The sequence below is a fragment of the Myxococcus sp. CA023 genome (assembly GCF_010998615.1).
In the GTDB taxonomy this organism is placed as follows: Bacteria; Myxococcota; Myxococcia; order Myxococcales; family Myxococcaceae; genus Myxococcus.
Genome location: NZ_JAAEAH010000021.1, coordinates 47,673 through 62,500, shown reverse-complemented (window position 1 = coordinate 62,500; position 14,828 = coordinate 47,673). Strand labels below are relative to the sequence as shown.

The window sequence follows — 14,828 nt, the reverse complement described above, 5'->3', positions numbered from 1 at the left end:
GACTCAGGGGTCGGGGTCCGGCAGCTCGCCGGGCGCCAGCTCGTCTTCCGGAGGCTTCGTCGCCTCGGGTGCCGGAGCCGGGGCGCCCGCCTTGCCGGGAACCACGTCCGAAGCCGCCGCGGAAGCCCGGGGCGGCGGCGCGCCGCCGCGGTCGGTGGGCGTCAGGTCCTTCACGAACATCTGCGCCAGCTCGTCCAGCATGGACGTCATCGCCGCGCGGAAGAGTGACGGATCCTTGCCCACCTTGAACGGGTCCAGGTGCTCCTTGCCCTCGGCCACCTGGTCCATGGCGAACGTGCGGCGCCACACCTCCGTGCGCCCGTCCAGGGTGAACATGCGGCCATAGCCTCGCAGGTACGCGCCCGCGCGGCCGTCATCGCTGCGCATGCCGTAGTCCTGGATGACGAACTCGACGATGGTGTCCGCGCCCAGCGACGCCACCAGGTCGTAGTCCGGCGCGTTGGCCGGCACCTCCTCCACCAGGAAGCTCTCCAGCACCGAGGCCACCCGCGCGGGGTCCACCACGTGCGTCCACGGGAACTCACGCGGCAGTTGCGACAACGTGGTGACCCGGAGGCGCTCGGAGATCTCGAAGCGCGTGACGGCCTGAAGCAGCTTCACTGTCAGCCGCCGGTCCGCCTCCACCGGCTCCAGCTTCTTGAGCTTGTTCCGGTACGCCGAGTCCTCGCGGAACACGTGGCTCTTGGGGCCGGCCCCGTCCTCGATGCGGGAGATGAAGGCCGGACGCCGGACGCGGTCCAGGTCCGCGCCAGCCAGGCGCTGCGACGCACAGCCCGAAGCCAGCAGCAGTGCGAGAAACGGCAGTATCCGTCGCGTCATGTAGGGACTGTTCTACCCCATTCCCGGCCCTCACGCTCCTCCCCGGCCTCCTGGGTGTTGGCTGGTCTGCGGTCGTGCCTGACTGGCTGCTATGCTTCACAGTCGTGAAACAGCCGCCTGTCACACCCTCTGTCTCGCTCCCTGGCCGCAAGCGCCGGCTTGGGGAGATTCTCATGGACGCCGGGCTCCTCTCGGAAACCCAGCTCCGCTCCGCCCTCGCGGAACAACGCAAATGGGGCGGCAAGCTGGGCCTCACCCTGGTGCAGATGGGGTACGTGGACGAAAGCTCCATGGTCCACGCCCTGTCGCGGCAGCTCGCCATTCCCACGGTGGATCTGGAGCAGCACACTGCGTCCGCGGCGGCGCTGCAGGCGCTCCGGGCGGACATCGCCGAGCGCTACACCGTCTTTCCCATCGCCGCGGATCCGGCCACGAAGACACTCACCGTCGCCACCGCCGACCCCACCAACGTGGAGGCGTTCCAGGAGCTGGCCTTCCACTGTGGCCAGCGCCTCCAGGTGGTCGTCTCGAGCGCCTCGTCCATCGAGCGCGCCATCCGCCGCCACTACCACGGGGAGGTCACCTCCACGACGGCGACCCCGCTGTCCTTCGGCATGGACGAGCCCACCTTCGAGCTGGCGCCCCCGGCCGAAAGCGCTCCCGTGTCGATGGCCGTGCGCGCGGCCTCGGCGGCCCTGACGCAGCCCGGCCGTGAGACGGAGCTCACCCAGCGCGTGGAGGAGCTGACGCAGCAGGTGGCGGGGCTGGAGCGGATGGTCGCCCAGCAGGCCCGCTCGCTGCGGGCCATGCTGGAGCTTCTGGAGACGCGCGGCCTGGTGACGCGAGACGACTACCTCGCCAAGGTGCGCTGACGTCAGACGAGGATGAGGTCTTCCTCGGCGCCGGCTTCGGTCAGCACGCGCTGCGTGCGCCGGAGCCGTTCGTCGCTCATGTCGGAGATCAGGGCCAGGATCTGCGGGTGGCTGGAGATGAGCGCGTCGAAGTCGGCGCGCGGCAACCGCAGCAGCGTGGTGTGCCGGGTGGCGGTGACGGTCGCGGTGGCAGGCGTCTTCTGGAGCAGGGAAATCTCTCCGAACACGTCCCCTTCCCGGAGCTGCGTCAGCAGGTGGCCGTCCTTGCGCACCTCCACCTCGCCGGACAGGACCACGTAGAGGCCGTCCGTCGGGTCGCCGTCACGGATGATGACGGCGTCACGCTCCACGTCCCGGGAGCGGAAGCGCTCCACGAGCGCGCGCCGGTCCTTCCGTCCGAAGAGGCGGAACAGCTCCGACGTGTTCATCACGTTCGTCAGCATTCGCTGCCGGCAGAACTTCTTCAGGGCCTGGGCCACCTGCGGGTGGCTTCCCGAGAGCTCGGCGAGCACGCTGGCGGAGATCTCCAGGAGCTGCGTGTCGTCGGACGCGGACTCCACCGAGGCCGTGCGCGCCGCGCCGGACAGCAGGGCCATCTCTCCGAAGAAGGTGCCTCCTTCGAGCGTCGCGATGTCCTGGCGCTGGCCCTCCTCCGTCCGGAAGACGCGCACCGCGCCCTCGCAGATGACGTAGAAAGCATCGCCGTGGCTGCCCTGGTCGATGATTCGCTCGCCCGGGCCGAAGCGGCGCAGCGGGCAGCGCTCGAACAGCTCGATGAAGGCGTCGCGAGGCAGGTCCGAGAAGAGCGGAATCGATGGCAGCGCGTCCAGGGAACCCGCTTCGGGAGGGACCTCCTCCGTCAGGCTGTAGATCTCTTCCTCGAGGCCGTCGCTGATGGACGCGGCCCCCAGGCCTTGTCGATCCAAGCCCGCCTGCGCGGCCAGCTCCACCGCGTGCAACAGGGAGTCGGCTTCCAGCTCCAACTCAGTGAAGGAGGATAGACTCGTCGCCGTCCGGAAGGAGGCGCTCAGCGCGGGTGACAGGTCGTGGCCCGGGAGCGCGGTGGCGCCCGCGGGGGCCGGTGGGTCGGCACGGCGCGACCGCAGCCCAGGGGGCGCGGAGGAGGCCGCGGCTTCAGAAGCGGCGGGCGCTGCCTGCGTGGTGATGGGCGACGACAGGGCTTGCCAGCGGCCGCTGTTCGAGACGGACCGTGGCGGTGCGGACGGCGCGGGTTCGGGCGCGCGAGCAGCGCCCACGGCGGGCAGGCGCTGCGACGCGCGCGGTGCCAGTCCTGGTGGCAACGCGCTCGTCGCCGGACGCGCGCCTCCAGGTTGAACAGCGGGAATCCGGGTCGCGAGCGGCGGTGCTTCTGGCTCACGGATAGCCATCGCGGGAGGGATTGAGGCCGCCACGCTCGTGGATGCCTGGACAGACGTGGCCAATTCGGACGTCATCGAATCGGTTCCGCACGCGTCGTCCACCAGCGTCCCTGCAACGACGGGCTCCATGTCCAGCGTCAACTCCACGCCAGCGGTCCCCTCTTCCGACGCCAGTCCTACCTCGACCGAGTGGACGACTTCTTCGGTGCCACCCGTGGACGCATCGGTGGACAACACCAGCTCTGGAGGCAGCTCCGCGGACAGGTCCACCGCGGGACCGTCGGCCGCCAACCCCTCCCTCAAATCAATGGCGGCGACGGCCGCGCGCACTGCCTCGGGCAGGCGCGACGTCCCAGCAGGCGCGGAGGACGTCTTCACCGCCACGGACGACGCGCTGCTCATCGGGCCCCGGGCACGTGCGCCCATGAGCGTTCCCCGGCGCGCGTACAGGTCCGCGAGCATCTGCTGCACGCCACGGTGCGCGGGGTCCAGTTCGAGGATGAGCTTGCTCGCGGCGATGGCGCGCGGAAGGAACCCCTCGCGCGCGAAGCCTTCCGCAGCGGATTGATAGGCCGAGATGGCTCGGTCCCGCTGCCCCGCCTTCACCCAGGCATCCCCGGAGCGCAGGCGTGACTGATGGTCCTTGGGCTCGGCCCGGCAGTAGTCCTCGTAGAGCTCCGCCGCCTTGGAAAAGCGTCCCTTGGTGAAAGCCTCGGACGCCTTGTCCTTGAGCTTGCGCAACTCCATCAGCGGGCGCCCTCCGACGCGGTGCTCTCGGACGCCGGTGCGGCGCCCGCGGCCTCACGCACCGTCCGGAAGTAGTCCGCCTTGAGGGCATCCAACTGGTCCGCATGCGCGGCGCTGCCCAGCTTCCGGAGCGACGAAGCCGCCGCGGCGCGAATCTCGGGCAGGTCGTGGAACAGGTCCTTGGCCACCGCGTCCGCCGCCTGCGCGTCGCCAATGCTCCCCAGCGCCAGCAGCACGTCGCGGCGGGCCACGCTGTTGGGCTCGTCCAGCGCCTTCACCAGCGTGGGCACGGCGTCCTTCGCCTGAATCCGTCCCAGCAGGGCCGCCGCGAGCGCCGCTTCCGGTCCACCTTCGCGCACCACGGCCTGGAGCTGCGCGGAAGCGGAGCCCGGCACAGCGCCGGCGCGCGTGAGCGCATCCAACACCAGCAGCTTCTCGCTCCCCATCTTCGGCAGCACCTCGATGAGCGCGGCCTGCCCTGCCTCGCCGGCCTCCGCCAGCGCCTGGGCCAGGGCCTTCTGCAGGTCGCGGTCCGGCTCGACGAGCCCGGCCTTGGCCACGTTGACGCCCTCGGGGCCCAGCCGCGCCAGTCCCACCAGGGCCGCCACGCGCAGCGCGGCGCTGGAATCCTGGGTGTAGCCGGTGAGCAGTTCCAGGGCCCCGGGCGCCTTCAGCGCCCCCAACGCTCGCAGCAGCGTCGCCAGCGGCACCAGCCGCTCCGGTGCCACGTCGTCGTACAGCTCGGTGGGCACGCGGTGCCGCACCACGTCCCGTCCGGACTCACGCACCCGGGCGGCATTGAGCTCCTTCACGCGTCCCAGCAGGTCCGCGTGCCGCGACGGCCGGTCATCCTTCATGCCAGGCGTCGACGGGGTGGGCGGCATGGTCGAAGGGTCGAACCCCACGCCGAACTTCTCCGGGAGCGCTTGGGTCACCCAGTCGGCGCGCAGCGCTTCCAGTCCCTTGACCTCCTGCTCGTAGAGCTTCTGCAACGCGGGCACCACGGAGGCATCCCCCACCTCCGCCACGGCCTCCACCGCGAGCAGGCGCAGCGTGGCGTCCGGATGGCTCAGCCACGGTACCACCTTGCCGAGCAGCGGCAGCGCCGCGGGTCCCAGCCCCTCGACGGCCTGGAGGCCACTGGCGGCCGTGGCCGGACGTGCCAGCCGCTCGCCAATGGTGTCCACCGGACAGCCGCCGCGTGTGCGCATGCTCCGGCCCGCGACGAGCGCCTCCGCCGGTGCGCCCTCCATGACGATGGCGCACAGCGAAGCATCCGTCTGCGGCGTCCGAGAGAAGGACACGATGGCGTCGATGGCCAGCGGGCTGACGGCGCTCTTCTCCACCGCCACCAACTGGAGGCGCTGCGTGGCCACCGGATCCCGGAGCTTCGTCAGCGCGTGGATGGCGGACTCGCGCAGCTCGGGGAAGTTCTCCTCCAGCAGCAACGCGATGGGGGCCACTGCGCGCTTGTCGCCGGCGTCACCCAGCCCGCGCACGGCGGCGGCGGCGAGGATGACCTGGCTGTCGCGAACCATGGGCAGCAGCCGGTTGACGGCGTCGGGTCGACCGCTCTTGCCCAGCTCCTCGGCGGCGCCCACGCGCTCGGGCAGCGCGCCTTCGGTCAACGCGAGCTGGTTGCGGTCCCACTGCGAGCGGGCCTCGGCGGCGACCACCTCCGCCATGGCACCCGGAACGTTGGCGTTCTTCAGGGCCTGGACGATGACCTGACGCGTGGCCCGGCCCCGCCGTCCGTACTGGAGCGTGAGGTACGCCTTGGCCTTTTCGTTGTTCACCTTGGACAGCGCCATGGCGGCGCGGCCCTGGACCTCTTCGTCCTGGTCCTCGAGCAATTCGCCCAGGAGGTCCACGACGCGGGCGTCCTGGCTCTCTCCCAGCGCCACGGCGGCCTCGGCCCGGACGATGGCGGCGAAGTCCTTCGCCGCTCGAGTGAAGAGGACCAGGTCATCCGGGTTGCCCTGCCCGGCCAGCTTCTTCACCGCGAGAGCGCGGACCTCCGGACGAGGACTCTGGAGGTCCGCAAGAAGCTGGTCCCTGCTGCCGTTGCAGCCGAGGAGCAGGGCAAGTGCGAGAATGAGGGGGCGTGCGCCGGTTCGCATCGGTCTCCGGTGAGGGAAACGGTGTAGGAGTCGGCGCCGGTTATATCAATCCCCCTCGATTCCCGCCCAATCCACCGCGTCATGTATCAACGCGGACGGCGAGGCCCCCGGGGAGGAGGCCGGCCCGCGCCGCCTCGGGGACGCTCATTGCTCCAGCTCGGGGCGCTTGCCCGCTCCTTCTTCTTGCCCCAGTCCTGGAATCCGCCGGATTTCTCGGAGGGAGGACCCTTGCGAGCCCCGGCCCGGACGACGCGTTCACGGGGATTCCCGCTTTCGTCGGTGGGCGTCCAGGTGCTGCGTGCGGGGCGTCCGCCTTCGGAGCCTTCACGGCGAGGACCACCCCGGCCACGCGGAGCGTCTGCCCCTTCGGCGCGAGGCTTCCACTCACGGCGCTCCGGGCGGCCAGCACCCGCGCCTCCGGAACGGGGCGAGTACGGACGGCCTTCACCTCGCGGGGCACGGCCGGCGCCGCCGCCAGCACCCCACGACTTGCGCTCCGGACGGCCTTCGCCACCGGCGCGCGGTGCGCGAGTCCGCGGTGCGGCGTCTCCGCCCGCGCTCCACTCACGGCGCTCCGGACGACCCGCGCCACGGCTCTTGGGGGCTCCGCCCTCGTCACCGCCAAACGAGCGACGGGCGCCGCCAGCACCACCGAATGGGCGACCCGCACCGCGACTCCGCGGCGCGCCGCCCTCGTCACCGCCGAAGGACCGCCCCGGACCACGGCTCCGAGGAGCGCCCGATTCATCACCGCCGAAGGAGCGGCCCGCACCACGGCCACGCGGCGCGCCTGCCTTGTCACCGCCGAAGGAACGGCCGCGCGGCGCCCCTTCATCGCCACCAAACGAACGGCGCGCGGGCCTGCCCTCGTCACCACCGAAGGAGCGGCGCGCGGGCTTGCTCTCGTCACCACCGAAGGAACGACGCGCGGGCCTGCCCTCGTCACCACCGAAGGGACGGCGCGCGGGCCTGCCCTCGTCACCACCGAAGGAACGGCGCGCGGGCCTGCCCTCGTCACCACCGAAGGAGCGGCGCGCGGGCCTGCCCTCGTCACCACCGAAGGAGCGGCGCGCGGGCTTGCCCTCGTCACCACCGAAGGAGCGGCGCGCGGGCCTGCCCTCGTCACCACCGAAGGAACGGCGCGCGGGCTTGCCCTCGTCACCACCGAAGGAACGGCGCGCGGGCCTGCCCTCATCACCACCGAAGGAACGGCGCGCGGGCTTGCCCTCGTCACCACCGAAGGAGCGGCGCGCGGGCCTACCCTCGTCACCACCGAAGGAGCGGCGCGCGGGCCTACCCTCGTCACCACCGAAGGAACGGCGCGCGGGCTTGCCCTCGTCACCACCGAAGGAGCGGCGCGCGGGCTTGCCCTCGTCACCACCGAAGGAACGGCGCGCGGGCTTGCCCTCGGCCGAAGCTCCCTTGGGCCGACCGAAACGCGCCAGGCTCGAACCACCCGCGGACGCGGCCTTGGCCGCACGGGCCGGCGCCTTGCGCGCGGGTTTGGCGGCCACGGGCGCATCATCATCCATGGACAGCTCCGCCTCATCGTCAGAGTCGAAGCCTGGAGCCGCCCGGCCATGCCGGCGCGGAGGCAGCTTCAGCTCACCCGTCGGCGGCGCGGTCTTGCCATCCGACACCGCGTGCAGCAGCTCCACCTCGCTCGTCTTGAGCGGACGCAGCTCGCCGGGGCGCAGCCCTTCCACGCCCACGCCGGCGTAGGACGGACGGAACAGACGCACCACCGGGTGCCCCACCGCGGCGCACAGCCGCTTGATGAGGTGCGGGCGCCCTTCCGCCACGACAATCTTCAGCCAGGTGTTCCGCTCCGCGGCCTCGAACACGCCCACCGACACCGGCGTGGCCATGCCGTCCTCGAGCCGCACGCCGCCGCGCAGCTTGTCCAGCGTGGCCACGTCCGGGGCGCCCTTCACCTTCGCCAGGTAGGTGCGCGGAACCTGGAAGCTGGGGTGCGTCAGCTTGTGCGCCAGCGCCCCATCATCCGTGAACAGCAGCGCGCCCTCGGCGTCGTAGTCCAGACGGCCTACCGGGAACAGGCGCTTGCCCGTCTCTTCCACGTAGTTGGCCACCGTGGGCCGGCCCTGCGGATCCGACAGCGTCGTCACGACGCCCACGGGCTTGTAGAGCAGGAAGTAGGAGGATTCATCCGGAGGCGTGACGAGCGTCCCGTCCACCGTCACCAGGTCGGTGCCGGGCTCCACCCGGCTGCCCAGCTCCGTCACCGTCTTGTTATTCACCGCGACGCGGCCCGCGGTAATCAGCTCTTCTGCATGCCGGCGCGAAGCAACTCCCGCGCGGGCCAGGTACTTCTGTAGTCGTTCGGCCGCCATACCATCCTTCTTCCATGCTGCCCGTCACTCGGGCTTGGGCCCCGTCGTATCACCCGTCTCGGGGTTCGGGGGCGTCGTGTCTAGGACGCTGGAGCTGACCTTTTGTGTCCGGTCCGCGGCCGCCATGGCCTCTTCCAGGTCCTCCAGCGCGGCTTCACTGGCCGCCGCGCTCTTCTCCATCCGCTTCGTGAATGCCGGGTCCGACAGCGCTTCCACCGTCCCCGCAGCCGGGGGCGCCGGCTTGTCTTCCTTCTCGACGATCTCCCGGTGCTCCTGCGTCAGCTCGTGGAACTCACGCAGCGTGGGCAGGGCAGACAGGTCCTTCAGTGCGAAGAACTCCAGGAACTCGCGCGACGTTCCATAGAGGATGGGCCGCCCCACTTCTTCACGCTTGCCCAGGATCTTCACCAGCTTGCGGTCCATCAACGCCTTGATGACCGCGCCGCAGTCCACGCCGCGGATGTCCTCGATTTCTGGCCGGGTTACCGGCTGCCGGTACGCGATGATGGCCAGCGTCTCCACCGCCGCCCGGGTCAGCCGCTGTGGCTTCACCCGCAGGTAACGCCGGACATATTCACCCGAATGCGGGTCCGTCCGGAACTGCCACCCGCCCGCCACCTCGTACAGCACGATGCCACTGATGCCATCGCGGTGGATGCCGGACAGCTGGTTGAGGGCCTCGGCGATGAGCTCCCGCTCGATGCCGGTGGCCATGTACAGCTCGTCCACCGACAGCGGACGCTCCGCCACGAAGAGCACGCTCTCGATGACGGTGCGGATGCGGTCCGTGGACAGCTTGCGGCTCTTGGAGAGGAGCTTCTCGAACGACGTCTCCAGGTCTGGAGGCGCCTCGTCCGAGTCCTCCTCGATGGAGGCCGCTTCAAACTCGTCCAGCTCATCCGCCGGGCCGGGGCCCGTGACAGCAGCGATTTCCTCTTCGGAGAACGGGCCAGGGCCACCGGGCGTGCCCGGTTCGGGAGTCTCGTCCTGCGGTCCGTTGCTACCGGTAGTCACTGTCGTCGACCTCCGTGGGAGCCAGCTTCTCCAGCGCGTCCCCGTTGGGCAGCAGCAGGATGGGCCCCAGCGGCTCGTCCTGCACCACCCGGATGAGCCGCCGCTTCACCATCTCCAGGATGGCCAGGAAGGTGATGACCACCTCCTGTCGCGACGGGGTTTCCTCTTCCGTGAACAAGCTCTCGAACAGAACCTGTCCATGCGGGCGCAGGCGCTCTACTACGCGGAGGATGGCCTCGGACAGCGTCACGCGCTCCCGGACCACCTCATGCTGCAGTTTGGGCTGCAACCGCTCCAGCACCCGGTCGAGCGCCTCCACCAGTTTGAGGACGCTGAACTCCTGGAGACCCACCTCCTCCTCGGGGATGGGCACCGCCTCCACCGGGACGTTGCGGGCGAAGACGTCGCGGCCGAGCAGGTCCTGCGTGGCGAGCTGTTCAGCGGCGTCCTTGTACTTCTGGTACTCCAGCAGGCGCCGCACCAATTCCGCGCGCGGGTCCTCGGTCTCCTCGGCGACCGCGAGCACCTCCGCCCCCTCCTGCGCCGAGACGACGTCCTGCCGGGGCAGCAGCATGCGGCTCTTGAGGTGCGCCAGGGTGGAGGCCATCACCAGGAACTCCCCGGCGATGTCGAGGTTGATCTCCCGCATCCGCTCCAGGTGCTCGAGGTACTTCTCCGTAATCAGCGCCAGCGGAATGTCGAAGATGTCGACCCGATGCTCCTTGATGAGATGGAGCAGCAGGTCCAGCGGACCTTCGAAATTGGGCAACGCGATGCGGAAGTTGTCGCCAGGACTCCGCGGCAACTCCCCTTCACGAGGGGCCTCATCGGTCGGCGAGCGACGGTCCTCACTCACCGGATGTCCTGGATGGCGTCAACGGTGTGGGTGGGGGTGCGTCATCGCGTAAGGGCCCGACTTTCTTAGGCAGCGGGCACGAGCCTGGAGGACACACACCCATACCAGTGCCCCCCAGGAGGGTCAAACAATCGGCAGTGAAAGCCCGTTCAGGCGCACGGACTCATGGGACTCCCACGGCCTTGCGGACCTGGTCCATGAGGCGGCTCGCCTCGGCCCTGGCCCGGTTGGCGCCGTCCTGGAGGATGCGCTCCACCTCGCCCGGGTCGGCCGCCAGCTCGGCGTACCGCTGTCGGGCCGGGCCAAAGGCCGCATGGTAGGCCTCCAGGAGCTTCTTCTTGTAGTCGCCGTAGCCCTTCCCGCCCGCCTTCCAGGTGGCGTCCACCTCGGCGAACTCGGACTCGGGAAGCATCAGCTTCAGCAAGTCGTAGAGCGGCGCATCGCTGACGAGCCCGGGCGGCGGCGACTGCGTGGGCAGCGGCTTGGGCGCGTCCACCGGCGTCGAGTCCGTCTTGATGGACATGATGCGCTTCTTGATTTCCTTCTCGTCCCCGAACAGCTCGATGGTGTTCCCATAGGACTTGGACATCTTCTGTCCGTCGACGCCGGGCACCGTCTGGGTGGTCTCCTGGATGCGCGCCGCGGGCAGCTTGAGGATGCCGGGCGCATGGCCCCGCTCCTTGCCTTCCGGGTCGGCCGGGTCGTAGCCGGGCACGTACTGGGTGTTGAACTTCACCGCCCAGTCGCGCGCGAACTCGATGTGCTGAATCTGGTCCTTGCCCACCGGGACGAAGTCCGCGCTGTAGAGCAGGATGTCGGCGGCCATCAGCACCGGGTAGGCGAAGAGGCCGAAGTCCGGGCTGATGCCCTTGGCCACCTTGTCCTTGTAGCTGTGGGCCCGCTCCAGGTGCGCGTGCGGCGTCACGGTGCCCAGAATCCAGTACAGCTCCAGCACCTCACGCACGTCGCTCTGCCGGAAGAGCACGGCCTTCTTCGGATCCAACCCCAGCGACAGGTAGGCCATGGCGGCCTCGCGCGTCAGCGCCAGCGCGGCCTTGGGATCCCTCACGGTGGTGAGCGCGTGCAGGTTGGCGATGAAGTAGTACCCCTCGCCTTCATCCTGGAGCTGCACGAACTGGCGGAGCGCGCCGTAGTAGTTGCCGATGTGCAGCCTGCCGGACGACTGCACTCCTGAAAGAATTCGCATGGACTCGCTCTGATTCGGTTGGGCGGAATCGGGAATCGGACGGGGCTCGTTCGCACACCCGACGCGGCCCTGCAACCGTCCGTTGCCCGTGTCCTGCGCCCGTTCAGTATCCGAAGTCAAGACGGACTCTCCCTGGAACTTTGCGTCCCACCAGGAAATCTCAAGCAAATTCAGGCACTTGCAATTGAATCACAGTGGGGTGCGCCGATACCCTGGGGGCTCCTCACGCGGGCCAACCCACCTTGGAGGAAGCACCTGCATGGAGCCATTCAACGGAAGTCTCGCCAACTATCGCTTGCAGTTGGTGATGCCGCCGCTGTTCAGCGCGCCCGGGGTTGAAGGGGTGCTGAGCGTGGAACGTGGCGCGGTGCGGCGCTGCTTCCACGTCAAGGACGGCTACCTGGTGGGCGAGAGCTCCAACGACCCGCGCGAGCACCTGGCCCAAGTCCTGGTGAACCTCCGCATCCTGGACGCCCCCCGCGCCGCGGCGGCCTTCGAAGCGGCCGAGGGAGCGGGCATGCCCTACGGCACCTTCCTGGTCCAGCGCTGCTTCGTAGAGCTGCCCCGCCTCATCGAGGCCCTGGAGCACAAGGCCCGCGAGTCCCTGTTCGACTGCTACGCCTGGGAGTCCGGCGAGGTGGGGTTCGCCCCTGGCCTTCCGCCCTCAGCCCGGGCGATTGGGCTCAAGCTGTCGCTGTCCACCCTGCACCGTGACGCGGTGACGCGGCAGCGCGAGTGGGGCATGTTCCGCGACATCTTCCCTCGGATGGACACGACGTTCCGCGTCTTCCGCGAGTTCGCCGTGGAGACGTACTCGGAGGAAGAGGATGTCCTGCTGGACCTGGCGGCGAGCGGCGCCACGCTGGGAGAGATGCTGGCGAGCGCCCGGGAGGCCCCGCTCTTCGCCGCGCGCTGGGTGCTGCACCTGTACCGGCGGGGTGCCCTGGCCCCGCGCAAGGCCCGCGGCCCCCGATTGGGTGAAGCCGCCGAGTTGGAGGAGCTGCTCACCCTGGTGAAGCGCTTCCTGGAAGCCGGCCAGTATGACCATGCCGTCGCCCTGGCCGCGCAAATCCTGGAGCAAGGCCCCGTCCCCGAAGCCCACGCCCTGTACCGCGAGGCGGAGATTCGCCTGACGCTGGCCCTCAGTGACGAGCTCTTCGCGCTCGACGGGCGCCTGGTGTTCGAGCCGATTCCGCGCCCCACCCCGCCCGACCTGACGGCGGATGACCTGTACCTGTACTCGAAGCTGCGCGGCAGCCGGAGCATCCGGCAGGCCCTGCGCACGGCGGCCATGGGCGAGCTCGCCGCGTCCCGCTCCGTGCACCGCCTGATGGCGTCTGGGCTGATTCGCGTGGCCCCGCTGCCAGGGAGCGGACCCCGGCGGGCCCACACGGACCCGTTCGGCCTCCCCATCCACGGCGTGGGGAGCTGAGCGCCAGCGGACGGAACGTTCCTTCCACGGCGCCGAGGCCCCGGGCCGCCCCTACCGCGCGGCGGCCCGCGTCTTCTTCGCCTTGGGGACGAAGACGTCGCTGCGCGGGTGGAACTCGTCGTACACGGACCGCAGCCGGGCGGCGTTCACGTGGGTATAGATTTGCGTCGTGGCGAGGTCCGCGTGCCCCAGCATCTGCTGGACGGCGCGCAGGTCCGCGCCGCGCTCCACCAGGTGTGTGGCGAACGAATGCCGCAGCTTGTGCGGCGACAGCGGCTTCGCGATGCCCGCCTTCAGCGCGTACCGCTTGATCAGCTTCCAGAAGCCCTGCCGCGTGAAGCCAGAACCTCGTGGCGTGACGAACAACGCCTGGGACTTGCGCCGCCCCAACACCGCTGGCCGTGACTCCGCCAGGTATGCCTGGACCTTCTCGATGGCCACGCGCCCCAGCGGGACGAGGCGCTCCTTGGCGCCCTTGCCCTTCGCCACCAGATAGCCCGCCGTGAGCTGCACGTCGTTGATGCCCAGCCCACACAGCTCGCTCACGCGGAGGCCGGTGGCGTACAGCACCTCCAGCATGGCCTTGTCACGCACGCCCGTGGACGTGCGCTCGTCCGGGGCCGCCAGGAGCTGCTCCACCTCTTCCAGGGTGAGGAACGACGGCAGCTTCCGGGCTGACCGGGGCGTGTCCAGGTCCTCCGTCGGGTCCTTCTCCGCCATGCGCTCGGCGACGAGGAACCGGTGGAAGCCGCGCAGGGCCGCCAGGTGACGGGCCTGGCTGCGTTTGCCCAAGCCCCGCTTGCCTAGCGCGGCCAGGTGCGCGGACACGTCCTCCTGCCGCGCCTGCGTCACGTCGGAGACGCCGCGGGAGCGCAGGTCCTCGAAGTACACGTTGATGTCTGCGGCGTAGGCGTCCACCGTCTTGCCGGACAGTCCGCGCTCCGCGCGGATGAAGGCGATGAACGCGTCGAGCATTCCTTCCATCGCCGCGCAGGCTACCGGAGGCGCGCGGCGAGGCAACTCAGCGGCTCAAGCCCGGGGCTCCCTCGCCCCCTCCGGCGACGCCGACTCCAGCGCCTGCACCACCCACGGCCAGCCCACCACGATGTTCCCCGGCGAGCGCAGGCAGGCATCCGCCACCGCGAGCACCTCCGCCGGCCGAGAGCGCACCGCCAGCGCCAGATGCCGCCCCAGGAAGGGATGCGGCAGATAGCTGAGGTTGTGGTGACGCACCGGCACCCAGCCCAGCGTGGGCCGCCCCGTCCAGCGCTCCACGGCATACGCCACCGCGGATGCCAGCACTTCCAGCGCATAGAGCGGCAGCCGGAACGCACTCACCAGGAAGGCCACCAACGCACTGGCGGCCACCGCGCCGGCGTAGGACGCATTCGTCGTCCCACTCCAGAGCAGCATCGGCGTCAGGCTGGCGAGGATGGCCGCCATCTGGACCCGCACCACGGAGGGGCCCCGGCCAATGGCGATGCCGCTGATGCTCCCACATGCCAACCCAGCCACGCTCCCCAGGCACACCCCCACCACCATGCCCGCCACCCCACCCAACTCCGGCCCGAAGGCAGCCGCGGCCGTGGCGTGCAGCCCCAGCAGCGTGGCCAGACTGGACAGAGAGCCCAGCAGGACGCCCGCGGCCAGCCCCAACACCTGCGCCACCAGCAGTCCCACCGCCGAGCAGAACAGTGCCGACAACACCCAGCCTCGCTCCAGCGGCAGGCCCGCCGTCACGAGCGCCAGACCCAGCACCTGCGTCACCACCGGCGCGCCGACGAGCAGCACCAGCAACATGCGCCGGACATAGACGGCCGTGGCCCGCTCTCCCTCGGGCTGCTCGCGACACAGCGTCCCCAGCCGTGCGCCCGGAACGCGGATGCCCGCGGCCCGCAGCCGGTAGTGCAGGTCCACCGGCCGGAACAGTAGCAACAGTAATAACTTGAGCAGCCCTGGGACCTGCTCCGGTACATCCACGGAGCTCGGCCGTGTTCCCCCCTGTGCCAA

At 70.1% G+C, this 14,828-nt stretch carries 11 protein-coding genes; 2 read left to right on the top strand and 9 right to left on the bottom strand.

Features of this window, described 5'->3' with window-relative positions:
- Positions 1-3 precede the first annotated feature (3 nt).
- Positions 4-840, bottom strand: coding sequence for a hypothetical protein (locus F8M74_RS11695; RefSeq protein ID WP_171410295.1), 837 nt, complete (start codon positions 838-840; stop codon positions 4-6).
- A 173-nt stretch (positions 841-1,013) separates the two neighbouring features.
- Between F8M74_RS11695 and F8M74_RS11690 the strand changes: the two genes are divergently transcribed.
- Complete coding sequence (locus tag F8M74_RS11690; RefSeq protein WP_171410296.1) at positions 1,014-1,712, top strand: general secretion pathway protein GspE; 699 nt, start codon at positions 1,014-1,016, stop codon at positions 1,710-1,712.
- A gap of 2 nt (positions 1,713-1,714) precedes the next feature.
- Here F8M74_RS11690 and F8M74_RS11685 read toward each other — a convergent pair whose 3' ends face one another.
- The 6 genes from F8M74_RS11685 to trpS all read right to left on the bottom strand — a co-directional run bounded on the left by F8M74_RS11685 (position 1,715) and on the right by trpS (position 11,386).
- Positions 1,715-3,838 carry a cyclic nucleotide-binding domain-containing protein gene (locus F8M74_RS11685; RefSeq protein ID WP_141258174.1) on the bottom strand — a complete coding sequence of 708 codons (2,124 nt, stop codon included), beginning with the start codon at positions 3,836-3,838 and terminating at the stop codon, positions 1,715-1,717.
- Positions 3,838-5,958, bottom strand: a complete 2,121-nt coding sequence (locus F8M74_RS11680) for a HEAT repeat domain-containing protein (RefSeq protein ID WP_141258173.1) — start codon at positions 5,956-5,958, stop codon at positions 3,838-3,840. The genes F8M74_RS11685 and F8M74_RS11680 overlap by 1 nt, the downstream gene beginning before the upstream one ends.
- 86 nt (positions 5,959-6,044) lie before the next feature.
- Positions 6,045-8,309, bottom strand: a complete 2,265-nt coding sequence (locus F8M74_RS11675) for a pseudouridine synthase (protein ID WP_141258172.1) — start codon at positions 8,307-8,309, stop codon at positions 6,045-6,047.
- A 24-nt stretch (positions 8,310-8,333) separates the two neighbouring features.
- Positions 8,334-9,323 carry an SMC-Scp complex subunit ScpB gene (gene scpB, locus F8M74_RS11670; RefSeq protein ID WP_141258171.1) on the bottom strand — a complete coding sequence of 330 codons (990 nt, stop codon included), beginning with the start codon at positions 9,321-9,323 and terminating at the stop codon, positions 8,334-8,336.
- Positions 9,310-10,179 carry a ScpA family protein gene (locus tag F8M74_RS11665; protein ID WP_090494444.1) on the bottom strand — a complete coding sequence of 290 codons (870 nt, stop codon included), beginning with the start codon at positions 10,177-10,179 and terminating at the stop codon, positions 9,310-9,312. The genes scpB and F8M74_RS11665 overlap by 14 nt, the downstream gene beginning before the upstream one ends.
- A 163-nt stretch (positions 10,180-10,342) precedes the next feature.
- A complete protein-coding gene (trpS, locus tag F8M74_RS11660; RefSeq protein ID WP_141258170.1) occupies positions 10,343-11,386 on the bottom strand; it encodes a tryptophan--tRNA ligase in 1,044 nt (347 codons plus the stop codon).
- A 259-nt stretch (positions 11,387-11,645) separates the two neighbouring features.
- On the opposite strand from trpS, the gene F8M74_RS11655 reads away from it, so the two are divergent.
- On the top strand, positions 11,646-12,818 hold the full coding sequence (locus F8M74_RS11655) for a DUF4388 domain-containing protein (protein ID WP_141258169.1): 1,173 nt from the start codon (positions 11,646-11,648) through the stop codon (positions 12,816-12,818).
- A 51-nt stretch (positions 12,819-12,869) separates the two neighbouring features.
- Here the strand turns inward: F8M74_RS11655 and xerD are convergent, their stop codons facing one another.
- Positions 12,870-13,802: a site-specific tyrosine recombinase XerD gene (xerD, locus tag F8M74_RS11650; protein ID WP_141258168.1), complete on the bottom strand. Its 933-nt coding sequence runs from the start codon at positions 13,800-13,802 to the stop codon at positions 12,870-12,872.
- Between the two features lie 45 nt (positions 13,803-13,847).
- Complete coding sequence (locus F8M74_RS11645) at positions 13,848-14,828, bottom strand: hypothetical protein (RefSeq protein WP_141607761.1); 981 nt, start codon at positions 14,826-14,828, stop codon at positions 13,848-13,850.

Coding starts and splice junctions, on each gene's coding strand:
- F8M74_RS11695 (WP_171410295.1), bottom strand. CDS start 840: ATGACGCGACGGATACTGCCGTTTCTCGCACTGCTGCTGGCTTCGGGC.
- F8M74_RS11690 (WP_171410296.1), top strand. CDS start 1,014: ATGGACGCCGGGCTCCTCTCGGAAACCCAGCTCCGCTCCGCCCTCGCG.
- F8M74_RS11685 (WP_141258174.1), bottom strand. CDS start 3,838: ATGGAGTTGCGCAAGCTCAAGGACAAGGCGTCCGAGGCTTTCACCAAG.
- F8M74_RS11680 (WP_141258173.1), bottom strand. CDS start 5,958: ATGCGAACCGGCGCACGCCCCCTCATTCTCGCACTTGCCCTGCTCCTC.
- F8M74_RS11675 (WP_141258172.1), bottom strand. CDS start 8,309: ATGGCGGCCGAACGACTACAGAAGTACCTGGCCCGCGCGGGAGTTGCT.
- trpS (WP_141258170.1), bottom strand. CDS start 11,386: ATGCGAATTCTTTCAGGAGTGCAGTCGTCCGGCAGGCTGCACATCGGC.
- F8M74_RS11655 (WP_141258169.1), top strand. CDS start 11,646: ATGGAGCCATTCAACGGAAGTCTCGCCAACTATCGCTTGCAGTTGGTG.
- xerD (WP_141258168.1), bottom strand. CDS start 13,802: ATGGAAGGAATGCTCGACGCGTTCATCGCCTTCATCCGCGCGGAGCGC.